We start from the raw sequence: 23,045 nt of genomic DNA, 5'->3' as shown, positions 1-23,045 counted from the left end.
ATAATATGTTAGGAAGTATGTTCGTTGGTCTCCTAGTGGGATTTTTAGCAGGTACTCTGACCAATCGTGGAGAGCGAATGGGATGTTTTGGAAAAATGTTTCTCGGATGGATTGGTGCCTTTATAGGCCATTTGCTTTTTGGGACTTGGGGACCGATAATAGCAGGAACTGCCATTATTCCGGCAGTACTAGGTTCCATGATTGTCTTAGCGATTTTCTGGAGACGAGGAAGTTAATTTCTTAAATCTGATACTCAATGAAAATCAAAGAGCAAACTAGGAAACTAGCCGCAGGCTGTACTTGAGTACGGCAAGGCGACGTTGACGCGGTTTGAAGAGATTTTTGAAGAGTATGAAACGAAAAGGAGGTTGGTCATTGTACCAGCCTCCTTTTGAGTATGATATAATAGTTCTATGAGATTAGATAAATTTTTAGTGGCCTGCGCTGTGGGGAGTCGGACTGAGGTCAAAAACTTGCTCAAGGCTGGGCGCGTGACGGTAAATGGTAAAAAAGAAAAGTCGGCTAAATTGCAGATTGATGAAGAAAGAGATGAGATTCACTTTGATGGGCAAGTACTGGAGTATGAAGAGTTTGTCTACTACATGATGAACAAGCCCAAAGGGGTTATTTCAGCGACTGAGGATCCCAAACACAGAACCGTTCTGGACTTATTGGATGATATTGCTCGGAGCAAGGAAGTTTTCCCGGTAGGACGCTTGGATATTGATACACATGGTCTTCTACTCTTGACCAATGATGGACAGCTTGCCCATGCTCTTCTTTCACCCAAGCGTCATGTGGATAAGACCTATCTGGCCCAGGTCAAGGGAATCATGACCCAAGAAGACGTAGAGACATTTGCCAAGGGAATTCCTCTTAAGGATTTTACCTGTCAGCCCGCTAAACTGGAGATTGTGTCCATAGATACAGAAAAAAATCAAAGCCAAATCCGTGTGACCATTGCAGAAGGGAAGTTTCATCAGGTCAAGCGTATGGTGGGCTACTGTGGCAAGGAAGTGGTGGACTTGCAACGTTTGACTATGGGAACTCTAGTATTGGATGAGAACTTGCAGCGAGGAGAATGGCGTCGTTTGACCAAGAAAGAATTAGAGGTTCTCCTTGCAAGTATTGCTTAGTTTGGTTTATATTCGAAAAAGGTGAGGGAGAATGTCCTTGCCTTTTATGTTTTTCAGTTGCTTCCTTTTTGAAAAGCGTTATAATAGACTGTAGAATAAAAGGAGGAATCTATGAACGCGATTCAAGAATCATTTACAGATAAACTATTTGCCAACTATGAAGCAAATGTAAAATACCAAGCGATTGAAAATGCTGCCAGCCACAACGGAATTTTTGCAGCCCTAGAACGTCGTCAGAGCCATGTAGACAATACACCTGTTTTCTCATTGGATTTGACTAAGGACAAGGTAACCAACCAGAAAGCGTCTGGTCGTTGCTGGATGTTTGCAGCTCTCAACACCTTCCGCCACAAGCTCATCTCACAATACAAACTAGAAAATTTTGAGTTATCACAGGCCCACACCTTCTTCTGGGACAAGTATGAGAAATCAAACTGGTTCTTGGAGCAAGTCATTGCGACTGCAGACCAAGACTTGACGAGTCGTAAGGTTAAATTCCTACTTCAAACTCCACAACAAGATGGCGGTCAGTGGGATATGGTCGTTTCTCTCTTTGAGAAATACGGTGTCGTGCCCAAGTCAGTTTACCCTGAGTCTGTTTCATCTAGCAGCAGCCGTGAGCTAAATGCAATCCTTAATAAATTACTTCGTCAAGATGCTCAAATCTTGCGTGACTTGCTTGCTTCTGGCGCAGACCAAGCGACTGTTCAAGCTAAGAAAGAAGACCTCTTGCAAGAAATCTTTAACTTCCTTGCTATGTCTTTAGGACTTCCACCACGTAAATTTGACTTTGCTTATCGCGATAAAGATAACAACTACCAAAGTGAAAAGGGCATTACACCACCAGAATTTTACAAGAAATATGTCAATCTTCCGCTAGAAGACTATGTTTCTGTTATCAACGCACCAACTGCTGACAAGCCTTACGGCCAATCTTACACAGTTGAAATGTTAGGAAATGTGGTTGGTAGCCGTGAGGTTCGTTACATCAACGTACCTATGGAACGCTTGAAAGAATTGGCGATTGCTCAAATGCAAGCAGGTGAGACTGTTTGGTTTGGTTCAGATGTCGGTCAGCTCAGCAACCGCAAAGCTGGAATCCTTGCGACAGATGTTTATGACTTCGAATCAAGCATGGACATTCAATTCACTCAAGACAAGGCTGGACGTCTGGACTACAGCGAAAGCTTGATGACCCACGCCATGGTCTTGACAGGTGTTGATTTGGATGAAAATGGTAAGTCAACCAAGTGGAAGGTTGAAAACTCATGGGGAGACAAGGTCGGTACAGATGGTTATTTTGTTGCCTCAGACGCTTGGATGGACGAATACACTTACCAAATCGTTGTTCGCAAAGAATTGTTAACAACCGAAGAACAAGCTGCCTATGAAGCAGAACCAATTGTGCTTGCACCATGGGATCCAATGGGAGCTTTGGCTGAATAAAAGCATAGAAAAAAGGAATCAGGTTTAGAACCTGGTTCCTTTTAAGTTGCTTGATTACATGATACCGAAGAAACGAGCTGCGATACCTACTGCAAAGAGTGCAAGGATGATTGAGATAGGTGATACTTTTTTCTTAAGCAACCACATGCAAAGGAAAGTAAGGAGAAGTCCCATCAATCCTGGAATCAATGAGTTCAACTGACCTTGAAGGGTTTGTGGTTGAATCTTATCTAGGCTCAATCCACCAAGTGCTTGACCAAGGATACCTTTCAATTCAGCACCTGATACAGGACCTTCTGGGAAGTTGATGTAGGCACCTTCAGCCAATTGTTTACCAGGAAGGTTAACTGTGAAGTTGATAGATACCCAACGTTGTACAAGGACGGCAAGGATGAACATACCAAGGATAGAAGCACCTTTAGTGATGTCTTTCAAAATACCACCAGACATGTCTTTAGTGATTTCAGATCCAGCCTTGTAACCAAACTCTTGTGTGTACCATAGGAAGGCCATACGGATAGCATTCCATCCGAAGAAGAAGAGAAGTGGACCAACCAAGTTACCAGATGCAGCAAGTGATGCACCAAGAGCTCCAAGGATAGGACGAACTGTAAACCAGAATACTGGATCACCGATACCAGCAAGAGGTCCCATCATACCGATTTTAACCCCTTGGATAGCAGCGTCGTCGATTTCAACACCGTTAGCACGTTCTTCTTCAAGTGCAAGAGTAACCCCCATGATTGGAGCAGCTACGTATGGGTGAGTGTTGAAGAACTCAAGGTGACGCTCAAGTGCAGCAGCTTGGTCTTCTTTAGTAGTGTACAATTTTTTGATAGCTGGGATCAATGAATAAGCCCAACCCAAGTTTTGCATACGCTCGTAGTTCCAAGAACCTTGAAGGAACTGTGAACGCCACCAAACTTTTTTACGATCTGATTTTGATAATTGAAGTTTTTCAGTCATGATTGTTCCCCTTTCTAGTAGTCTTCTAGGATATCACCGATTGGGTCGTTAGAAGTCGCAGCTCCACCGCCACCGTTACCACCTTGTTTTGAAAGGTTAAGGTAGATGAAAGCAAGGGCAACACCGACTACACCAAGGGCAATCAAAGTCAATTGAGAAATGGCAGCAAAGGCAAAACCGATTGCGAAGAATGGCCATACTTCACGAGTTGCCATCATGTTGATAACCATAGCGTAACCAACGGCAACGACCATAGCACCACCGACAGCCATACCACCGTTCAACCAGTCTGGCATCAATTTAAGAGCATCTTGAACGGCAGAAGCTGGGATAGCGATAAGGAAGGCTGCAGGGATAGCAATACGAAGACCTTGAAGAAGAAGTGCGATAAAGTGAGCACGTTCAACAGCCGCAATATTTCCTTCTTTAGCAGCAGCATCTGCAGTGTGAACCAAACCAACTGAGATTGTACGAACAATCATAGTCAAGAAAAGTCCAGCTACGGCAAGAGGGATAGCTGTTGCTGTTGCAACGGCGATACCTTCAGTAGTAAAGTTACCACCTTTGATCAAGATGATTGCTGCGGCAACAGATGCAAGAGCAGCGTCAGGAGCTACGGCAGCTCCGATATTTGCCCAACCAAGGGCGATCATTTGAAGTGATCCACCAAGCATAACACCTGCTTCGAGGTTACCAGTTGCAAGTCCGATAAGGGTACATGCAACGATTGGTTGATGGAATTGGAATTGGTCGAGGATACCTTCAAGACCTGCAAGGAAGGCAACAACTACAACCAAGACAGCAGAAATAATTGAAATATCTGACATGGTTTTATTCCTTTTCTATTTAATGATAATAAAGTGAAAAATTTTCTTAGAATTCTTCGATAGTTACTGATGTCTATTATTGAACGTTGGCTTTGCTAATCAAGTCAAACAAATCTTTTTTAGTGTCGTTTGGTACTTTACGTACGTCAAATTCAACACCGAGGTCACGCATTTTTTCAAATGTAGCAACGTCTTCTTTGTCCATAGACAAAACGTTGTTGATCATTGTTTTACCAGTTGAGTGAGCCATTGATCCGACGTTAAGAGTCTTGATTGGCACGCCACCTTCAATTGCACGAAGAGCATCTTGAGGTGTTTCAAACAAGATAAGGGCATGTGTTTCTCCAAAACGTGGGTCTTTTGAAACCTCAATCAATTTTTGGATTGGTACAACATTGGCTCTTACTCCATTAGGAGCTGCTTGTTTAATCAATTCTTTACGAAGGTCGTCGTTGGCAACGTTATCTGAAGCAACGATGATACGATCTGCTTTTGAATCTGGAGTCCAAGCAGTTGCAACCTGACCGTGAAGTAAACGAGTGTCTAGACGGGCAAGATTGATTTTCAGTTTACCGTCACCGATAACAGTTCCTTCTGGGATAGCAGCTTGGGCAACTGGAGCAGCTGCAGCACTTGCAACTTCTTCAACTGGATTTAACTCTTCTGGAAGAGCTTTGATGCCATCTTTGGCTTCTTTGATAATATTCGCAGCGACTTTTTCCACACCTGCTGTAGCGTCCATGAGGCGCTCTGTATAGGCTTGGATTAACATCGGTAAGTTAAGTCCTGTGATGATGGCAAACTTACGATCAGGATTTTCTCCCATCACGCGACTAGCTTGGTTGAATGGAGAACCACTCCAAAGGTCAGCCAAAACTAGCACCTCATCTTCTGCGTCAAATGCAGCCACAGCGTTGTTAAATTTAGCATATAGGTCATCTGGACCTTCATTTGGCATAAAGGTTACAACTTGAACCTTTTCTTGTTCACCAAAAATCATAGATCCTGACTGATGAATACCTGCAGCAAATTCACCGTGGCTCGCAATAATGATTCCGATACTCATTATTGTCATTCCTCCTTATAAAATGTTGTGCCCATTGTTTAAGAAAACTTTAAGACTAGATTAGTATAAACCGTTTTCATAAAAAAATCAACTATTTGATATAGAATTTTTTTTAAAAATAAAATACAGATATTTCAAAATGTTGATATAATAATGTTTTTTGAAAGAGAATAATTTTCGTTTTAAAAAATTAATATAAAAAAGTTGGAAGCGCATTCCAATTTTTAAAATAGGTTTCTAATAAATTAGTAGGTGAAGTCGAGTACCATACGTCCTTGGATTTGACTTTAATGGCTACGGCATCTTCTACTGGACGTTTTTGGATAACTGCAACTACCAAACCTTCTGCACCGAATTGGAAGGATTCTGCCAAGTCTTTACGAGTTCCTACAAGAGAACCGATGACTTGGATTCCATCTAGAACGGTTTTGACGATGCTGAGTTCTATCATTTCAGAAGGAAGACCGACAGCGACAACGCGACCACCAGCACGAACTGAGTCAACAGCCTGGTTAAAGGCAACTTTAGACACAGCGGTTACGACAGCTGAATGAGCTCCACCATCAATTTTTTCCTTGATAAGTCCAGGTACATTTTCAACTTCGAGGCCGTTGATAACGATATCAACCGCGATTACATGAGCATTGAATACTTTTTTAGCGTATTGAACAGAGAGATTACCAAGTCCACCAGCACCATAAAGAACAACCCATTGGCCTGGTTCAACTTTTGCTTCTTTAATAGCTTTATAGGTTGTTACGCCAGCACATGTGATAGAAGAAGCTTGGGCTGGATCAAGTCCGTCAGGAACTTTAACAGCATAGTCTGCTGTTACGATACATTTTTACTGTACGGCAAAGGGTTTCACGGCCAGTTGTACAGTATTCGCAAGTGCCACATCCTTCAAAGAACCAAGCAACGCTGACGCGGTCGCAGACTTTAAGGCTTTTTACATCAGGGGCAATTTCTTTAACGATACCAACACCTTCATGTCCTAGAACACGTCCTGGTACTTGACCAAAGTCCCCATGAGCAACGTGGAGGTCAGTGTGGCAAACACCACAGTATTCAATTTCTACAAGTGCTTCCCCAGTTTCAAGTGGACGGAGTACTTTTTCTTCAATAGCAGAATCAGTGCTTTCTGGATTTACAACAACAGCTTTCGTAGCTATCCCCCTTGATATTAACTGAGAGCACAAAGACCAGCTTGCAAGCTGGTCAGCATAGGTTATAAGAATAAGTTTTGTAGGGTTTTGGCAACCCCGTCTTGGTCGTTGGTCAGGGTAATTTGCTCATCTGCATAAGGTAGCAGATCTGGATTGGCATTTTTCATGGCATAACCTTTACCAGCAAAAGCGAGCATTTCGGTATCATTTTGTTCATCTCCAAAGGCAATCAAATCCTTTTTGTCACGGTTCATTACCTTGAGCAAGTAGTCCAAAGCAAAGGCCTTATTGACTCCTTTTGGAGTACACTCAAGGATATTGAGAGGACCTCCCCAGGTATTAATAGATAGTTGATGCTGGTAGAAGGCGTTCATTTCTTTTGCCAAGGCATATTTGTCACTGGCTCTGGTCTGCAGCAGGATACAGTTAGGATCCTTGGTTACCAACTCAGGCTGAAATTGATCTTCAGGCTGGAAAGCTTCTACACCAAATAGTTTGGGATTGGCAATTTCTTCATTAGGATTTGTAATGTAGAATTTTTTCCGATATTCTCCAGCGATAAAATCGGCTTGAATCTCCTCAGAACGTCGAACCATGTCTAAAAGATATTTTTTGTCTACGGTCAAACACTTTTCAAAGTTCCAAATTTGGTCTGGTAAATGAGTAAGGGAGCCGTTAAAATTAATCATAGGAGTGTCTAAGCCTAATTCACGGTAGAAATCTTTTGACATGCGGTAAGGGCGACCTGTCGTAATAATAACCTGATGGCCTTTTTCAGCAACTTTTTTGATGGTTTTTTTGGTAAAGTCAGAAATCTGACTGTCTGAGTTGAGCAGGGTTCCATCTAGGTCAACTGCAATAATTTTTTTCGTCATATGGACCTTTCTAGTGTCTTTCCAGATAATACTCTTCGAAAATTTCTTCAAACCACGTCAGCTTCCATCAACAACCTCAAAACAGTGTTTTGAAAAACCTGCAACTAGCTTCCTAGTTTGCTCTTTGATTTGCATTGAGTATAAGATGTCTTCTATTATAACAAAAAGCAGGTAGAAAAGCAGAGTCGAAACAAAAAATTAAATTATATCATTTTCTTCAATAAATCAAACAAACATATTGAAAAAGTGAATGATAAATGATATAATTCTATTATTGTTCGTAAAAATTAAAAGGAGATTGATGATGGACAAATTATTTAAACTAAAAGAGAACGGTACAGACGTTCGTACAGAGGTTCTCGCTGGTTTAACGACTTTCTTTGCAATGAGCTATATTCTCTTTGTAAACCCACAAATTCTTTCGCAAACAGGAATGCCTGCTCAGGGTATCTTCCTAGCAACGATTATTGGTTCTGTGGTAGGAACTCTTATGATGGCTTTTTATGCTAACTTACCATATGCCCAAGCACCAGGTATGGGACTGAATGCTTTCTTTACCTTTACAGTTGTCTTTGGACTTGGTTATTCTTGGCAAGAAGCTTTGGCTATGGTTTTCATTTGTGGTATTATTTCATTGATTATTACTTTGACAAATGTACGCAAAATGATCATTGAATCCATTCCTACTGCTCTTCGTTCAGCTATTTCAGCAGGTATCGGTGTCTTCCTTGCTTACGTAGGGATTAAGAATGCTGGACTTTTGAAATTTACGATTGATCCAGGTAACTATACTGTTGTAGGAGAAGGTGCTGACAAAGCTCAAGCAACGATTGCAGCAAACTCTTCAGCAGTTCCAGGATTGGTTGACTTTAATAACCCAGCTGTTTTGGTAGCTCTTGCAGGACTTGCTATTACTATCTTCTTTGTCATCAAAGGGATTAAGGGAGGGATTATCCTTTCTATTTTAACAACAACAGTGCTTGCAATTGCAGTAGGTTTAGTTAATATTTCTAGCATTGATTTTTCAAATAATCACTTGGGTGCTGCGGTAGAAGATTTGAAGAAAATTTTTGGTGCAGCTCTTGGTTCAGAAGGTTTAGGAGCTTTGATTTCAGATACAGCTCGCTTACCTGAGACCCTTATGGCTATTCTTGCCTTTTCATTAACAGATATTTTCGATACAATTGGTACTCTAATTGGTACTGGTGAAAAAGTTGGAATCATTGCTTCTAAAGGTGAGAACAATGAATCAGTTAAATTGGACAAAGCTCTTTATTCTGATTTAATTGCTACAACAATTGGTGCGGTAGCTGGTACTTCAAACGTAACGACTTATGTTGAGTCTGCTGCTGGTATCGGTGCAGGTGGACGTACTGGTTTGACAGCCTTGGTTGTAGCTATCTGTTTTGCAATTTCAAGTTTCTTTAGTCCACTTCTAGCGATTGTACCAACAGCTGCTACAGCTCCAATCTTGATTATCGTCGGGATTATGATGTTGGCTAGCTTGAAAAATATCCATTGGGACGATATGTCTGAAGCGGTTCCTGCTTTCTTCACATCTATCTTTATGGGATTCAGCTACTCTATCACCCAAGGGATTGCAGTTGGTTTCTTGACTTACACTTTGACTAAGCTTGTCAAAGGTCAAGCTAAAGATGTTCATGTCATGATTTGGATTTTGGATGCCTTGTTTATCCTAAACTACATCAGCATGGCCTTATAATAGGATAACCCAGGGGGATTTTCCCCCTTTTTGAATACAAAGGAGATAGGTGATGAAAGAGAAAAATATGTGGAAAGAATTATTGAATCGTGCAGGCTGGCTGTTAATCTTTTTTCTGGCGACAATTTTATATCAGATTCCTATAGGGGTTACTGCTATTTTAACTTTAAATGCAGTACCACTGTTACAGTCAGGACTGATAGTTGCTGGTATTTCGATTGTAGTGTTGGCACTATTTATTTTTGGAGCTCGTAAAACACAATTAGCAAGTTTTAATTTTTCTTTTTTTAGAGCTAAGGATTTGGCACGTTTGGGATTAAGTTATTTAGTCATTATCTGTTCAAATATACTTGGATCTATCTTGTTACAACTGTCAAATGAGACGACAACAGGTAATCAGTCTCAGATTAACGATATGGTTCAGAATAGTTCTCTGATTTCCAGTTTCTTCTTGCTAGCCGTACTTGCTCCGATTTGTGAGGAAATCTTGTGCCGTGGGATTGTTCCTAAAAAGATTTTCCGAGGCAAGGAGAATTTGGGATTTGTAGTCGGTACGATTGTGTTTGCTTTATTGCATCAACCAAGTAATTTACCTTCTTTATTGATTTATGGAGGTATGTCGATCGTTCTATCTTGGACGGCTTACAAGACCCAACGTTTGGAAATGTCTATCTTACTTCACATGATTGTGAATGGGGTTGCTTTCTGTTTGTTGGCTCTCGTGGTGATTTTGAGTCGGACATTAGGGATCTCTGTTTAAGATTTTTGACAATTGCTTACTTGTTTCTACTGGGAAAAAGATGAATGCAATCGTGTCCATCTTTTTCTTTTTATGGTAAAATAGAGAAATAATATGATGAAAAGCCTTGAGGGAGTGACCGATATGTCAACTAAAGCCAATCATGCAAAGACAGCTATTTGCGGAATTATCAATGTAACCCCAGACTCCTTTTCGGACGGTGGTCAATTTTTTGCTCTTGAGCAGGCACTCCAGCAGGCTCGTAAATTGATAGCAGAAGGGGCTAGTATGCTCGATATCGGTGGAGAATCAACTCGGCCGGGAAGTAGCTATGTTGAGATAGAAGAGGAAATCCAGCGTGTTGTTCCAGTAATCAAAGCTATTCGCAAGGAAAGTGATGTCCTCATCTCTATTGATACTTGGAAGAGTCAGGTAGCAGAGGCTGCTTTGGTTGCTGGTGCCAATCTAGTCAATGATATCACTGGCCTCATGGGTGATGAAAAAATGTCCCATGTGGTAGCTGAAGCGAGAGCGAAAGTGGTCATCATGTTTAATCCTGTTATGGCTCGACCTCAGCATCCTAGCTCGCTCATATTCCCTCATTTTGGATTTAATCAAGCTTTTACAGAGGAAGAGCTAGCTGACTTCGAAAAATTGCCAATCGAAGAGTTGATGGAGACTTTCTTTGTACGAGCACTAGCTAGAGCAAATCAAGCTGGAATTGCACAAGAAAATATCCTGTTGGATCCGGGAATCGGCTTTGGTCTGACCAAGAAAGAAAATCTGCTTCTTTTACGGGACTTGGATAAACTACATCTGAAGGGGTATCCAATCTTTCTCGGAGTGTCGCGTAAGCGATTTGTCATCAATATCCTTGAAGAAAGTGGTTTTGAAGTCAATCCTGAGACAGAACTTGGTTTCCGCAATCGAGATACGGCTTCGGCTCATGTAACTAGTATCGCTGCGAGACAGGGTGTAGAAGTGGTGCGCGTGCATGACGTAGCTAGTCACAGGATGGCAGTTGAAATTGCCTCCGCTATTCGTCTGGCTGATGAAGCGGAAAATTTAGATTTAAAACAATACAAATAAGATGAAAGAAATTGAAAACAATCAGTGGATTGCTAACTACCGGACGGATCAACCGCATTTTGGCTTGGAAAGAATGGTGGAACTGTTAGCTTTGCGCGGAAATCCCCATCTCAAACTCAAAGTCATCCATATCGGAGGAACCAATGGCAAGGGTTCGACCATTGCTTTTTTGAAAAATATGCTGGAAAAGCTAGGCCTGAGAGTTGGTGTGTTCAGCTCGCCCTATCTCATTCACTACACAGACCAGATTAGCATCAATGGGGAATCTATTCCCGAGGCTAAACTCGAAACTCTCATGGCAGATTATCAGTCTTTGCTGGAAGGAGAAGTGGCCGCTAATTTACAGGGCACAACCGAGTTTGAGATTATCACAGCCATAGCCTATGACTACTTTGCCTCAGAGCAAGTAGATGTGGCTATCATGGAAGTGGGCATGGGTGGACTCTTGGATAGTACCAATGTTTGCCAGCCTATTCTAACAGGCATTACGACCATTGGATTGGACCATGTAGCCCTACTTGGTGACACCTTGGAAGCCATAGCAGAGCAGAAAGCTGGTATTATCAAACAAGGTATTCCCTTGGTAACAGGTCGTATCGCTCCAGAAGCTTTGGCTGTGATTGACCGCATTGCGGAAGGGAAAGATGTGCCGAGACTTGCCTATGGGAAAGATTATCAAGTTTGTCATCAAGAGAGTGTGGTAACGGGTGAAGTCTTTGACTATACAAGTGTTGTCAGACAAGGTCGCTTCCAGACTGGCCTGCTTGGTTTGCACCAGATAGAGAATGCTGGGATGGCCATAGCTTTACTTGATAATTTTTGTCAAGAAGATGGTCGAGAGCTAGCAAGCAATCACTTGATTTCTCAAGCCTTGGAAGAAACAAGTTGGCCAGGGCGTTTGGAAATCGTGTCAAGAGATCCCTTGATGATTTTGGATGGAGCCCACAATCCCCATGCTATCAAGGCTTTATTAGCAACCTTACAAGAACGCTTTGCGGATTATCGCAAGGAAATCCTCTTTACTTGCATCAAAACCAAGGCCTTGGAGGATATGTTGGACTTGCTGGGGGCCATGCCAGATACCGAGCTTACTCTAACACATTTTTCAGATAGTCGGGCGACTGATGAAAACGTGCTGAAAGAGGCAGCTAAGTCTAGAAATCTCAGCTACCAAGGTTGGCAGGAATTTCTAGAGCAGAAATTGACAGATAAAAAAGAAGAGAAAAAAACAGTTAGGATTGTCACGGGTTCCTTGTATTTCTTGAGCCAAGTGAGAGCCTATCTGATGGAGAGGAAAAACGAGAATGGATACACAAAAGATTGAAGCAGCTGTAAAAATGATTATCGAGGCTGTAGGAGAGGACGTTAACCGTGAGGGCTTGCAGGAAACGCCTGCTCGAGTGGCCCGTATGTACAAAGAGATTTTTTCAGGTCTTGGTCAAACAGCGGAGGAACATTTGTCAAAATCCTTTGAGATTATTGATGATAATATGGTGGTAGAAAAGGATATCTTTTTCCATACCATGTGTGAACACCACTTTCTACCATTTTATGGGAGAGCGCATATTGCCTATATTCCAGATGGCCGTGTGGCAGGTTTGTCTAAGCTAGCTCGTACGGTTGAAGTTTATTCGAAAAAACCACAAATTCAAGAACGTTTGAATATCGAAGTGGCCGATGCCTTGATGGACTATCTAGGTGCTAAAGGAGCCTTTGTTGTCATTGAGGCGGAGCATATGTGTATGAGTATGCGTGGTGTCAGAAAACCAGGCACAGCAACCTTGACGACAGTAGCTCGTGGTCTATTTGAAACAGATAAGGACCTCCGCGATCAGGCTTATCGTTTAATGGGACTATAAAAAGAATCCGCTTTGGGCGGATTTTTCTAGAAAGGAATCATTATGGATCAACTGCAGATTAAGGATTTGGAAATTTTTGCCTATCATGGTCTTTTTCCTAGTGAGAAGGAATTGGGGCAGAAGTTTGTCGTTTCAGCAATCCTATCCTATGATATGACCAAGGCGGCTACAGACTTGGATTTAACGGATTCTGTCCATTATGGAGAACTGTGTCAGCAGTGGACGACTTGGTTTCAGGAAACGAGTGAAGATTTGATTGAAACGGTAGCTTATAAACTGGTGGAACGTACTTTTGAGGCTTATCCTCTTGTCCAAGAAATTCAGCTGGAACTGAAAAAACCTTGGGCGCCAGTGCATTTGCCGCTAAATACTTGCTCGGTAACCATTCATCGCCGCAAGCAACGAGCCTTTATCGCCCTAGGAAGCAATATGGGAGATAAACAAGCAAACTTGAAACAAGCCATTGAGAAAATGCGAGCTCGAGGTATCCATATTCTCAAAGAGTCCAGTGTCTTGACGACGGAGCCTTGGGGTGGTGTGGAGCAAGATAGCTTTGCTAATCAAGTGGTTGAGGTTGCAACCTGGTTGCCGGCCCCAGTTCTATTAGAGACCTTGTTAGCCATTGAGTCAGAGATGGGACGGGTGAGAGAAGTACATTGGGGACCTCGTTTGATTGATTTGGACTTGCTCTTTGTGGAGGATCAGGTCATTTATACAGATGACCTGATCTTGCCTCATCCTTACATAGCGGAGCGCCTTTTTGTCCTTGAGTCCTTACAGGAAATTGCACCTCATTTTATCCATCCTACATTAAAGCAACCTATTCGTAACTTGTATAATGCTTTGAAAAAATAGAAAAACTCTAGTTTTCAGTCACTTGCAACTGAAGGCTAGAGTTTTTATACTCTTCGAAAATCTCTTCAAACCACGTCAGTGTCGCCTTACCGTAGGTATGGTTACTGACTTCGTCAGTTCTATCCACAACCTCAAAACAGTGTTTTGAGCAGCCTGCGGCTAGTTTCCTAGTTTGCTCTTTGATTTTCATTGAGTATTAAAATAGGTCATTTTCTTCTGGGAGGAGGATAGCTTCTCTACCGTCCATGTCTAAAACCAGTACTCTTGGGGGATAAAGAGGGTCAAAAGGATGGTTAAAGTCAAAATCTATAGCTGTAGGGAGGTGTCGACTTGAAAAGTGGAAGGTAATTTTTCCTTGATTATTGAGCAATTGAAACTCGAGTTCTTCTTCCAATTCAAAGACATTTTTTAAGAAGTGGTCAATAATATACCAAAAAGAGTCAATGACATCATCAGGCAAGCTGGTAACAATGCCAAAACTAGCCGACCGCATGTGAGTATTGGTAAAAGCCATATCTTTACTTCCTTTCTTTTCCCTTATCATACAGCAAATAGGATTAAAAATCAAGAAAAGGTGATTGTTTCTTCATAAACATAGTTTTCTATGAAATTTTTTTCAAATAATCTTCAAAAAATGCTTGAAAGTGTTTACAAATAGTGATAAAATGGAATAAGTAGAATCATGAAAACGAAATTTTCATACCGTCTCTTTTTTAGAGTCTCGTGAGGTATGATATAGAAAGGAAATGGAATGAATACAGACGATACAGTAACGATTTATGATGTCGCCCGTGAAGCAGGAGTTTCAATGGCGACAGTTAGCCGTGTAGTCAATGGCAATAAGAATGTAAAAGAGAATACTCGAAAAAAAGTGCTTGAGGTGATTGACCGTTTGGATTACCGTCCAAATGCAGTGGCGCGTGGTCTTGCAAGTAAAAAGACAACCACTGTCGGTGTCGTGATTCCAAATATTACTAATGGCTATTTTTCAACGCTTGCTAAAGGAATTGATGATATCGCTGAAATGTACAAGTATAATATCGTCCTTGCCAATAGTGATGAGGATGATGACAAGGAAGTTTCAGTGGTTAATACACTGTTTTCTAAGCAAGTGGATGGTATCATCTTTATGGGCTACCACTTGACTGAAAAAATTCGTTCAGAGTTTTCTCGTTCTCGAACACCAGTTGTTCTTGCGGGAACAGTAGATGTGGAGCACCAGCTTCCAAGTGTTAATATTGACTACAAACAAGCAACGATTGATGCAGTAACCTACCTTGCTAAAGAAAATGAGCGCATTGCTTTCGTTAGTGGTCCGCTAGTGGATGACATCAATGGTAAGGTTCGTTTGGTTGGCTATAAGGAAGCCTTGAAAAAAGCAGGTATTTCTTACAGCGAAGGATTGGTATTTGAGTCTAAATACACTTATGAAGATGGCTATGCCTTGGCAGAGCGTTTAATTTCATCAAACGCAACTGCAGCAGTTGTAACAGGTGATGAACTGGCAGCAGGTGTCTTGAACGGCCTTGCTGATAAGGGTGTATCAGTACCAGAAGAGTTTGAAATTATTACTAGTGATGATTCGCAAGTCTCACGCTTTACCCGTCCAAACTTGACAACTATTGCCCAACCTCTTTATGACCTTGGCGCCATTAGTATGCGTATGTTGACTAAGATTATGCACAAGGAAGAGTTGGAAGAACGTGAAGTTCTCTTACCTCATGGTTTGACAGAACGTCGTTCAACACGAAAACGTAAATAGAAAAAATCAGGAAATCGTGAAGATTTCCTGATTTTGCTTTCTGGAGAAGAGGCTTAGCCTTCCATATAGTCTTTCAAAGCCTGTCCTGTTAGTCCGGCATTGAGAGCGATGAGGAGTTTCAAACGGGCTTTTTGGGCGTTAAGTTCTTTGACAAAGAAAACACCTGCCTTTTGCAACTGCACGCCCCCACCTTGGTAGGCATAAACAGGTTCCGCAATACCGTTAAAGCATCGTGAAACCAGGGCGACTGGGATTCCTCTTTGCAGAAGGTTTTCTAATTTTTGAGCTGTTTCTTTGGGAATATTACCAGCTCCGAAGGCTTGGATAATCAAACCGTCCAATTGTTCCAAATCCAGCATATCAATCAGCTCATCTGTCATACCAGCATAAGCCGAGATGATAGGGACCAATCCTTGTATGTGATTAAGGTCAAAGCGGACACGGGGTTCAGCTGTTTTAAAGTAGAGAATTTCCTGTTTCATGATGAGGCCGAGTGGCCCGTGTGTTGGAGTCTGGAAGGTGCTGACGTTGGTCGTATGTGTTTTGGTGACATACTTGGCAGCGTGGATTTCATCGTTCATAACAACCAAAACTCCTTTGTCAGCAGCTCTGTCATCGCTAGCTACTCGTAAAGCACTTAGGTAATTATAAACACCATCACTGCCGAGTTCGTTGGAGCTGCGCATGGCCCCTGTTAGAACGATAGGCATATGGGGAACTTCCATGGTATCAAGGAAATAGGCTGTTTCCTCTAAAGTATCGGTCCCGTGTGTGATCACCACCCCATCGTAGTTATTCGCTTCCTCTTTGATTTTTTGGTAGAGGGCCAGCATATGCTTGGGTTTGATATGGGGGCTTGGCAGGTTAAAAAAGTCTAAAGCGTAGACTTGGATTCCTTCTAGGGGATTGGACACATGGTTCATGGGATTATCTGAACTCGTCACAACAGCGCCAGAAGCATCGGCCTGCATGGAAATAGTTCCGCCCGTATGTAAAACAAGGATTTTCTTAGGCATGATTTACTCACTCTTTCTGAAATGTGGTATAATCATTGTATCACAAAAAGGGGAGATTGGGATAGGATGGAAGTCAAAGCTGTTTTTTTTGATATCGATGGAACCTTGGTCAACGATCGCAAGAGTGTTTTGAAATCCACTAAGGACGCGATTAAAATCGTCAAAGAACAAGGGGTGCTTGTCGGTGTAGCGACAGGACGAGGACCTTTTTTTGTTAAGGAATTGATGGACGATTTGGACCTGGACTTTGCGGTAACCTACAATGGCCAGTATATCTTTACTAAAGATAGAGTCTTGTTCACGAGCCCTATTTCCAAGTTACACTTGCGCCAGCTCATTACTTATGCTAAAAAAGAGGGCAAGGAGATTGCCCTAGGGACCAAGGATGCCATGTTGGGTTCTAAAATCATGTCCTTTGGTTTGGGTTCTTTTTCCCAACGAATCAGTCGCTTCGTTCCCTCCGTTTTAACTCGTACGGTGAGTCATTCCTTTAATTGTATGGTCAGCAAGGTTGTTCCCCAAAAGGAAGAAGACCTGCTTCATCTGATGAATCAGCCTATCTACCAAGTTTTGATGTTGATGACGCCAGAAGAATCTGAGAAGGCGGCAGCTGATTTTGAAGACTTGAAATTGACACGTAGCAATCCTTTTGCAGCAGATGTCATCAATCAAGGAAACTCTAAATTGGAAGGCATACGCCGAGTCGGGAAAGAATATGGTTTTGATCTCAACCAAGTCATGGCCTTTGGTGACTCAGATAACGACCTAGAAATGCTGGCGGGTGTCGGTATGTCGGTCGCTATGGGAAATGGTAGTAGCAGTGTCAAGGAAGTTGCCAAGCACATCACCACTAGCAATCAGCAAGACGGAATCCATAAGGCTCTGGAACATTTTGGTGTTCTGGCCTCAGAAAAAGTCTTTGTCAGCCGTGACTATCATTTCAATAAGGTCAAGACCTTCCACCACATGATGGATGAACGGACCCAAGAAGAACCTCGAGCTTGGGATTTAGAAGGTGCAACCCACAGGGCTGGCTTTAAAATAGAAGAATTGGTGGAGTTTGTTCGAGCTGCCAGCCCTTCTGAAGAGGATTTTGGTCAAGCTCTATCGCAACTTCATCAAGCCCTTGATAAGGCAGCAGATAAAGTAGCTAAGAAGACGCCTGCTCAGCAAGATTTGATAGGGCAGGTGGATGCCTTGATTGATACGCTTTACTTCACCTACGGTAGTTTTGTCTTGATGGGGGTGGACCCAGAACGTATTTTTGACATTGTCCATCAGGCCAATATGGGGAAAATTTTCCCAGATGGCAAGGCTCATTTTGATCCAGTGACCCACAAAATCTTAAAACCAGATGATTGGGAAGAAAAATATGCTCCAGAACCTGCTATTAAAAAGGAACTGCAGCGTCAGCTCAAGGCTTATGAACGCCATAAAGAGAGAAATAATACTCAATGAAAATCAAAGAGCAAACTAGGAAACTAGCCGCAGGCTGTACTTGAGTACGGCAAGGTGACGTTGACGTGGTTTGAAGAGATTTTCGAAGAGTATAAATAGTAAACAAAAAGGAGCGCTGAGCTCCTTTTCTTCGTGATTATAAGGTTTTTTCTTGTTCTCTCACAACCAGCAAATCGACCTTAGCATGGCGGAGGATGTATTCAGATGAAGAGCCGACCAAGAGGCGTTCAAAGGCGTTGAGACCAGTTGCGCCAACGAGGATGAGGTCCACTTCCTCAGTATCTGGAATAGTACGTGCCAAGAGGGTCTTTGGATTTCCCATTTCAATGACGATGTGAATATCTGCCACACCAGCATCTTTAGCACGTTTTTCGTACTCTTTCATCAGACTTTCAGCGTCAAATTGGAGTTCTTCGTAAACTTCAGCATCAAAGGTGGATACGCTTTGGAGTGCGCGTGTGTCAATGACATGTGCGATGGTGAGTTTAGCGTCGTTTCGTAGAGCAGAATGAACTCCCTTGACAAAAGCCAAGTCTGCTTCTTTAGAACCATCGATTGCGACCATAATATTTTGGTAACGTTGTGCCATAATGAAACCTCCTGAAATTTTCTTACTATAATTGTAAACCTTTTCACTATAGAAGTAAAGCAAAAAAAGTATTTTTTAAAAGAATGTTAGCGCTTAAAATCTATATAAATATATGATAAAATCAAAGAAAGGATAGCAGGAAAGAAGTGAAGGGAGGGAGAATGATGAACAGTTCTTTTCAAAAATCAAATTTCCTTTATTATGGAATTATCCTAGTTTCAGTCTTGGTAGAAGTTATCATGATTTGGCAATTAGAGAGACTGATTCCCCTTATTTATCCAGGTTTTATCGGCTTTTTAGTCTTTCATGTACTCTACCATCTGTTTTTATTCCTAGTCGCTAAACGAAGTGGGCGTTGGGATTATTTGATGATATGGGGACTTTTCCTCATGTTCAATCTTCTTTATGACTCCTTTTTAGGCTTGCTTTTTCTAGGTTTATCTTTTGGTATGTGATGTGACTTTCGCAAAATACCTGCTATCTCCCCTGTCTTGACCTCGCTTTTAGCGAGGCTTTTCTTTTATATGAATTTAGTAATACATTTCAGTAAACTTGTCGCATTTTCTTTCTAGTGGTATAATGTTACTATCCTGATGAATTGAGGAAACAAAATGAAAGAATATAACAAGTCTAGTAAGTTAGAGCATGTTGCTTATGATATCCGTGGTCCTGTTTTGGAAGAAGCCATGCGGATGCGAGCAAACGGAGAAAAGATTTTACGTCTGAATACAGGAAATCCAGCAGAATTTGGCTTTACAGCGCCAGATGAGGTCATTCATGACTTGATTATGAATGCGCGTGATAGTGAAGGTTATTCTGACTCCAAAGGGATTTTCTCAGCCCGTAAGGCCATCATGCAATATTGCCAATTGAAGAAATTCCCAAACGTAGATATTGATGATATCTACCTTGGAAATGGTGTTAGTGAACTGATTGTCATGTCCATGCAGGGGCTTTTGGACAACGGGGATGAAGTCTTAGTGCCAATGCCAGATTATCCTCTCTGGACAGCAGCTGTCAGCCTAGCTGGAGGAAATGCCGTTCACTATATCTGTGATGAAGTTGCAGAATGGTACCCAGATATTGACGATATCAAGTCAAAAATCACTTCTAATACCAAGGCGATCGTCCTTATCAATCCAAATAATCCAACTGGAGCCCTTTATCCTAAGGAACTCTTGTTGGAGATTATTGAGATTGCCCGTCAAAACGATTTGATTATCTTTGCGGATGAAATTTACGACCGCATGGTAATGGATGGACATGTGCATACGCCTGTGGCGAGCTTGGCACCAGATGTTTTCTGCGTCAGCATGAATGGTCTATCAAAATCCCACCGTATTGCTGGTTTCCGTGTGGGTTGGATGGTCTTGTCTGGACCTAAGACTCATGTCAAGGGCTATATCGAAGGGCTCAATATGCTATCCAATATGCGCCTTTGCTCTAACGTTTTGGCACAACAAGTCGTACAAACTTCCTTGGGTGGCCACCAATCAGTCGATGAATTGCTCCTTCCTGGTGGACGAATTTACGAGCAAAGAAATTTCATTTACAATGCCATTCAGGATATCCCAGGTTTGTCTGCGGTTAAACCTAAGGCTGGGCTCTATATCTTCCCTAAAATCGACCGTAATATGTACCGTATCGATGATGATGAGCAGTTTGTCCTTAATTTCTTGAAACAGGAAAAGGTTCTCTTGGTTCATGGTCGAGGTTTTAACTGGCAGGAACCAGACCACTTCCGTATCGTTTACCTTCCTCGTGTCGATGAACTAGCCCAAATCCAAGAAAAGATGACTCGTTTCTTGAAACAGTATCGTAGATAGGGCTTACATTCGAAAAAGCTGGAAACATTTGCCTAGAGCTATTGACAAAAGTAAAAGAATCAGATAGAATAGTAAAGTATGTTTAGTAACTGATCACTTTATAGCCGGCTAAACGAATACAAAATCTATGAGGAGGTATTCATCGTGAAACGTACTTATCAACCAAGTAAACTTCGTCGTGCGCGCAAACACGGATTCCGTAACCGTATGTCAACTAAAAACGGTCGTCGCGTATTGGCAGCTCGTCGTCGTAAAGGACGCAAAGTTTTGGCTGCATAATCCAAACGAACCATATCAAAAATCAGTAGGAACTCGAGTCTACTGATTTTTATTTTTGTAAAAAAGTACAAAAAGCTTTATATTTTTGCTTGAATAGTGTATAATATTTCACATACTGTAAAATTGGAGAATAATCATGAAGAAATCAAAAGTTATGCTTTTTGGAGCTATGGCTTTGACAGCAGGTCTAGCTTTAGCAGCGTGTGGATCATCTCAATCAAGTAATGCAGACAAGACTTACTCTTATATCTTTGTCAATAACCCAGATACCTTGGATTATATTACTTCTACCCGAGACTCTACATCTAGTATCACAACCAACTTGATTGATGGTTTGTTGGAAAATGACCAATATGGCAATCTCATCCCGTCTATGGCTGAGTCATGGACAGTGTCAAAAGATGGTTTGACCTACACTTATAAGATCCGTCAGGGGGCAAAATGGTACACTTCTGAAGGAGAAGAGTATGCGGATGTAACAGCTCATGACTTTGTGACTGGTCTTAAGTATGCGGCTGATAAAAAGGCTGAAAACTTGTACTTGGTACAAGATTCTATCAAAGGGCTAGCAGACTATGTTGAAGGGAAATCATCTGATTTTGAAACTGTTGGTGTTAAGGCAGTGGATGATTACACACTCCAATACACCCTCAACCAACCTGAGACTTATTGGAATTCTAAAACAACAGCAAGTATCCTTAGTCCGGTAAACGAAGCTTTCTTGAAGTCTAAGGGAGATGACTTTGGAAGTGTGACGCCATCAAGTATCTTGTCAAATGGTCCTTACTTGTTTAAGTCCTTCACATCCAAATCTTTGATTGAATTTGATAAAAATCCTAACTATTGGGATAAGGACAATGTCAAAATCGAGAAAGTGAAGCTCTCTTTCTTTGACGGTTCTGACCAAGACAGCATTGCTAGAGGTTTCTTGGATGGTAACTATACAGATGGCCGTATCTTCCCAACAAGTTCAGTATTTGCTGAACTCAAGAAGGGAAATGAGGACAAGATTACCTATACACCACAAAACTCAGTTACTTTCTACTATCTTTTCAACGTTAATCGTCAAAGTTACAAGCAGACTATGAAACAGTCTGATAAGGAAAAGACAGATTCGCGTGCAGCTATGCAAAATAAGGACTTCCGTCAGGCTATCAACTTTGCCTTTGACCGTCATGCTTATGCAGCGCAGACAAATGGTGAAGATGGAGCAGACCGTATCTTGCGTAACACAGTTACACCAAGTAACTTTGTCCAAGTTGGCGATAAGAACTTCGGTGACATTGTCAATGAGAAAATTGTCAACTACGGTAAAGATTGGGCAAATATCAACCTAAACGATGGTAAGCAAGCCTTCTTGAATCCTGAAAAGGCCAAAGAGAAGTTTGCTAAGGCCAAAGAAAGTCTGCAAGCTCAGGGAGTAACCTTCCCAATTCATTTGGATATGCCAGTTGACCAGACTGCTAAGTTGGATGTGCAACAGGCTGGATCTTTCAAGCAAACCGTAGAGGCCACTCTTGGTAAGGAGAATGTAGTTATCGACGTTATCCAACTTTCTCCAGATGAAAAAGACCAGGCAACTTACTTTGCAGATACAGCAGAACAAAAAGACTACGATATTGACGTCTCAGGATGGGGTGGAGACTACTCAGATCCTAAGACTTACCTGGCAATCCTTGATCCAGAGACAGGTTCTCAGTTGAAAAACATGGGCTTGTCTGAAGGAAAAGACAAGGAAGTTAAGGACAAGATTGGTCTTTCTGACTATAAGAAACTCTTGGATCAGGCTGATGCGGAAATCACAGATACTCAAGCTCGCTATGAAAAATATGCTGAAGCTCAAGCTTGGTTGACAGATAGTGCCCTCTTCCTACCAGTTCAAAGTGGTGGAGCCAACCCAATCTTCCGTAAGACTGTACCGTTTACAGGTCCATTCTCATTTGTTGGTCATAAGGGAAATGCAGACAACTACAAATATGTTGAATTGCAAAAAGAGCCAGTAACTGCTAAACAGTACCAAGAACTCTACGAAAAATGGCTAAAAGAAAAAGCTGAGTCAAATAAAAAAGCTCAGGAAGATTTAGCTAACCACATTCAATGATATTCCTAGTCACGCTTTTCAGTTAATACTCTTCGAAAATCTCTTCAAACCACGTCAGCGTTGCCTTACCGTATATATGTTACTGACTTCGTCAGTTCTATCTGCAACCTCAAAACAGTGTTTTGAGCTGACTTCGTCAGTTTCATCTACAACCTCAAAGCAGTGCTTTGAGCAGCCTGCGGCTAGCTTCCTAGTTTGCTCTTTGATTTTCATTGAGTATAAGCATAGTGACTGGATTCAGAAAAAGGCCTTACCAGACGCTTCTTG

At 41.8% G+C, this 23,045-nt stretch carries 22 protein-coding genes and 1 pseudogene; 15 read left to right on the top strand and 8 right to left on the bottom strand.

What is annotated here, in order from left to right; genetic code table 11:
* The first annotated feature begins 5 nt into the window (after window positions 1–5).
* From MK482_RS04620 to pepC, 3 genes are all read left to right on the top strand, one after another.
* On the top strand, window positions 6–236 hold the full coding sequence (locus tag MK482_RS04620) for a GlsB/YeaQ/YmgE family stress response membrane protein (protein ID WP_000901572.1): 231 nt from the start codon (window positions 6–8) through the stop codon (window positions 234–236).
* A 177-nt stretch (window positions 237–413) separates the two neighbouring features.
* Window positions 414–1,136: a pseudouridine synthase gene (locus MK482_RS04615; RefSeq protein ID WP_268718116.1), complete on the top strand. Its 723-nt coding sequence runs from the start codon at window positions 414–416 to the stop codon at window positions 1,134–1,136.
* A gap of 111 nt (window positions 1,137–1,247) precedes the next feature.
* Entirely contained in the window at window positions 1,248–2,582 is a 1,335-nt protein-coding gene (gene pepC / locus MK482_RS04610; RefSeq protein ID WP_268718115.1) for an aminopeptidase C, read from the top strand.
* Between the two features lie 54 nt (window positions 2,583–2,636).
* Here pepC and MK482_RS04605 read toward each other — a convergent pair whose 3' ends face one another.
* The 5 genes and pseudogenes from MK482_RS04605 to MK482_RS04585 all read right to left on the bottom strand — a co-directional run bounded on the left by MK482_RS04605 (window position 2,637) and on the right by MK482_RS04585 (window position 7,482).
* Window positions 2,637–3,548 (bottom strand): PTS system mannose/fructose/sorbose family transporter subunit IID, encoded by a 912-nt coding sequence (locus tag MK482_RS04605; protein WP_000136858.1) that lies wholly within the window; start codon window positions 3,546–3,548, stop codon window positions 2,637–2,639.
* 14 nt (window positions 3,549–3,562) lie between these two features.
* A complete protein-coding gene (locus MK482_RS04600) occupies window positions 3,563–4,375 on the bottom strand; it encodes a PTS mannose/fructose/sorbose transporter subunit IIC (protein ID WP_001280328.1) in 813 nt (270 codons plus the stop codon).
* Window positions 4,376–4,451: 76 nt separating this feature from the next.
* Window positions 4,452–5,441 carry a PTS sugar transporter subunit IIB gene (locus MK482_RS04595; RefSeq protein ID WP_125453276.1) on the bottom strand — a complete coding sequence of 330 codons (990 nt, stop codon included), beginning with the start codon at window positions 5,439–5,441 and terminating at the stop codon, window positions 4,452–4,454.
* A gap of 245 nt (window positions 5,442–5,686) precedes the next feature.
* Window positions 5,687–6,613, bottom strand: a pseudogene (adhP, locus tag MK482_RS04590) (alcohol dehydrogenase AdhP).
* A 56-nt stretch (window positions 6,614–6,669) separates the two neighbouring features.
* Window positions 6,670–7,482, bottom strand: a complete 813-nt coding sequence (locus MK482_RS04585) for a Cof-type HAD-IIB family hydrolase (protein ID WP_268718114.1) — start codon at window positions 7,480–7,482, stop codon at window positions 6,670–6,672.
* A 304-nt stretch (window positions 7,483–7,786) separates the two neighbouring features.
* Between MK482_RS04585 and MK482_RS04580 the strand changes: the two genes are divergently transcribed.
* The 6 genes from MK482_RS04580 (at window position 7,787) to folK (ending at window position 13,747) form a co-directional block, all read left to right on the top strand.
* A complete protein-coding gene (locus MK482_RS04580) occupies window positions 7,787–9,205 on the top strand; it encodes an NCS2 family permease (RefSeq protein WP_268718113.1) in 1,419 nt (472 codons plus the stop codon).
* 52 nt (window positions 9,206–9,257) lie between these two features.
* Window positions 9,258–9,965, top strand: a complete 708-nt coding sequence (locus MK482_RS04575) for a CPBP family intramembrane glutamic endopeptidase (protein WP_261011340.1) — start codon at window positions 9,258–9,260, stop codon at window positions 9,963–9,965.
* 93 nt (window positions 9,966–10,058) lie between these two features.
* Window positions 10,059–11,033: a dihydropteroate synthase gene (folP, locus tag MK482_RS04570; protein WP_268718112.1), complete on the top strand. Its 975-nt coding sequence runs from the start codon at window positions 10,059–10,061 to the stop codon at window positions 11,031–11,033.
* Between the two features lies 1 nt (window position 11,034).
* On the top strand, window positions 11,035–12,357 hold the full coding sequence (locus MK482_RS04565; protein WP_268718111.1) for a bifunctional folylpolyglutamate synthase/dihydrofolate synthase: 1,323 nt from the start codon (window positions 11,035–11,037) through the stop codon (window positions 12,355–12,357).
* Window positions 12,338–12,892, top strand: coding sequence for a GTP cyclohydrolase I FolE (gene folE, locus MK482_RS04560; RefSeq protein ID WP_268718110.1), 555 nt, complete (start codon window positions 12,338–12,340; stop codon window positions 12,890–12,892). The genes MK482_RS04565 and folE overlap by 20 nt, the downstream gene beginning before the upstream one ends.
* Before the next feature lie 42 nt (window positions 12,893–12,934).
* Complete coding sequence (gene folK / locus MK482_RS04555; RefSeq protein ID WP_153220513.1) at window positions 12,935–13,747, top strand: 2-amino-4-hydroxy-6-hydroxymethyldihydropteridine diphosphokinase; 813 nt, start codon at window positions 12,935–12,937, stop codon at window positions 13,745–13,747.
* A 196-nt stretch (window positions 13,748–13,943) separates the two neighbouring features.
* On the opposite strand, the gene MK482_RS04550 is transcribed toward folK, so the two are convergent.
* Window positions 13,944–14,261: a DUF960 domain-containing protein gene (locus tag MK482_RS04550; RefSeq protein WP_268718109.1), complete on the bottom strand. Its 318-nt coding sequence runs from the start codon at window positions 14,259–14,261 to the stop codon at window positions 13,944–13,946.
* A 237-nt stretch (window positions 14,262–14,498) separates the two neighbouring features.
* On the opposite strand from MK482_RS04550, the gene ccpA reads away from it, so the two are divergent.
* Entirely contained in the window at window positions 14,499–15,509 is a 1,011-nt protein-coding gene (gene ccpA / locus MK482_RS04545; RefSeq protein WP_001090628.1) for a catabolite control protein A, read from the top strand.
* Between the two features lie 53 nt (window positions 15,510–15,562).
* Here ccpA and MK482_RS04540 read toward each other — a convergent pair whose 3' ends face one another.
* Window positions 15,563–16,525, bottom strand: a complete 963-nt coding sequence (locus MK482_RS04540; RefSeq protein ID WP_268718108.1) for an asparaginase — start codon at window positions 16,523–16,525, stop codon at window positions 15,563–15,565.
* Between the two features lie 66 nt (window positions 16,526–16,591).
* Between MK482_RS04540 and MK482_RS04535 the strand changes: the two genes are divergently transcribed.
* Window positions 16,592–17,983, top strand: coding sequence for a Cof-type HAD-IIB family hydrolase (locus tag MK482_RS04535; RefSeq protein WP_268718107.1), 1,392 nt, complete (start codon window positions 16,592–16,594; stop codon window positions 17,981–17,983).
* Between the two features lie 136 nt (window positions 17,984–18,119).
* Here the strand turns inward: MK482_RS04535 and MK482_RS04530 are convergent, their stop codons facing one another.
* Window positions 18,120–18,572: a universal stress protein gene (locus tag MK482_RS04530; protein WP_261087349.1), complete on the bottom strand. Its 453-nt coding sequence runs from the start codon at window positions 18,570–18,572 to the stop codon at window positions 18,120–18,122.
* A 161-nt stretch (window positions 18,573–18,733) separates the two neighbouring features.
* Here MK482_RS04530 and MK482_RS04525 point away from each other — a divergent pair, with 161 nt between their 5' ends.
* The 4 genes from MK482_RS04525 (at window position 18,734) to MK482_RS04510 (ending at window position 22,778) form a co-directional block, all read left to right on the top strand.
* Window positions 18,734–19,027: a hypothetical protein gene (locus MK482_RS04525; protein ID WP_261087350.1), complete on the top strand. Its 294-nt coding sequence runs from the start codon at window positions 18,734–18,736 to the stop codon at window positions 19,025–19,027.
* A 156-nt stretch (window positions 19,028–19,183) separates the two neighbouring features.
* Window positions 19,184–20,398 (top strand): pyridoxal phosphate-dependent aminotransferase, encoded by a 1,215-nt coding sequence (locus MK482_RS04520; protein ID WP_261028368.1) that lies wholly within the window; start codon window positions 19,184–19,186, stop codon window positions 20,396–20,398.
* A 144-nt stretch (window positions 20,399–20,542) separates the two neighbouring features.
* Window positions 20,543–20,677, top strand: coding sequence for a 50S ribosomal protein L34 (gene rpmH / locus MK482_RS04515; RefSeq protein WP_000831905.1), 135 nt, complete (start codon window positions 20,543–20,545; stop codon window positions 20,675–20,677).
* Window positions 20,678–20,813: 136 nt separating this feature from the next.
* Window positions 20,814–22,778, top strand: a complete 1,965-nt coding sequence (locus MK482_RS04510; protein ID WP_268718106.1) for a peptide ABC transporter substrate-binding protein — start codon at window positions 20,814–20,816, stop codon at window positions 22,776–22,778.
* Window positions 22,779–23,045: the final 267 nt, after the last annotated feature.

This window comes from Streptococcus mitis, assembly GCF_026782865.1.
Classification (GTDB): Bacteria; Bacillota; Bacilli; order Lactobacillales; family Streptococcaceae; genus Streptococcus; species Streptococcus mitis_CG.
Note: the sequence above shows the minus strand (reverse complement) of the source record. Positions and strands in the feature narration are given on the sequence as shown.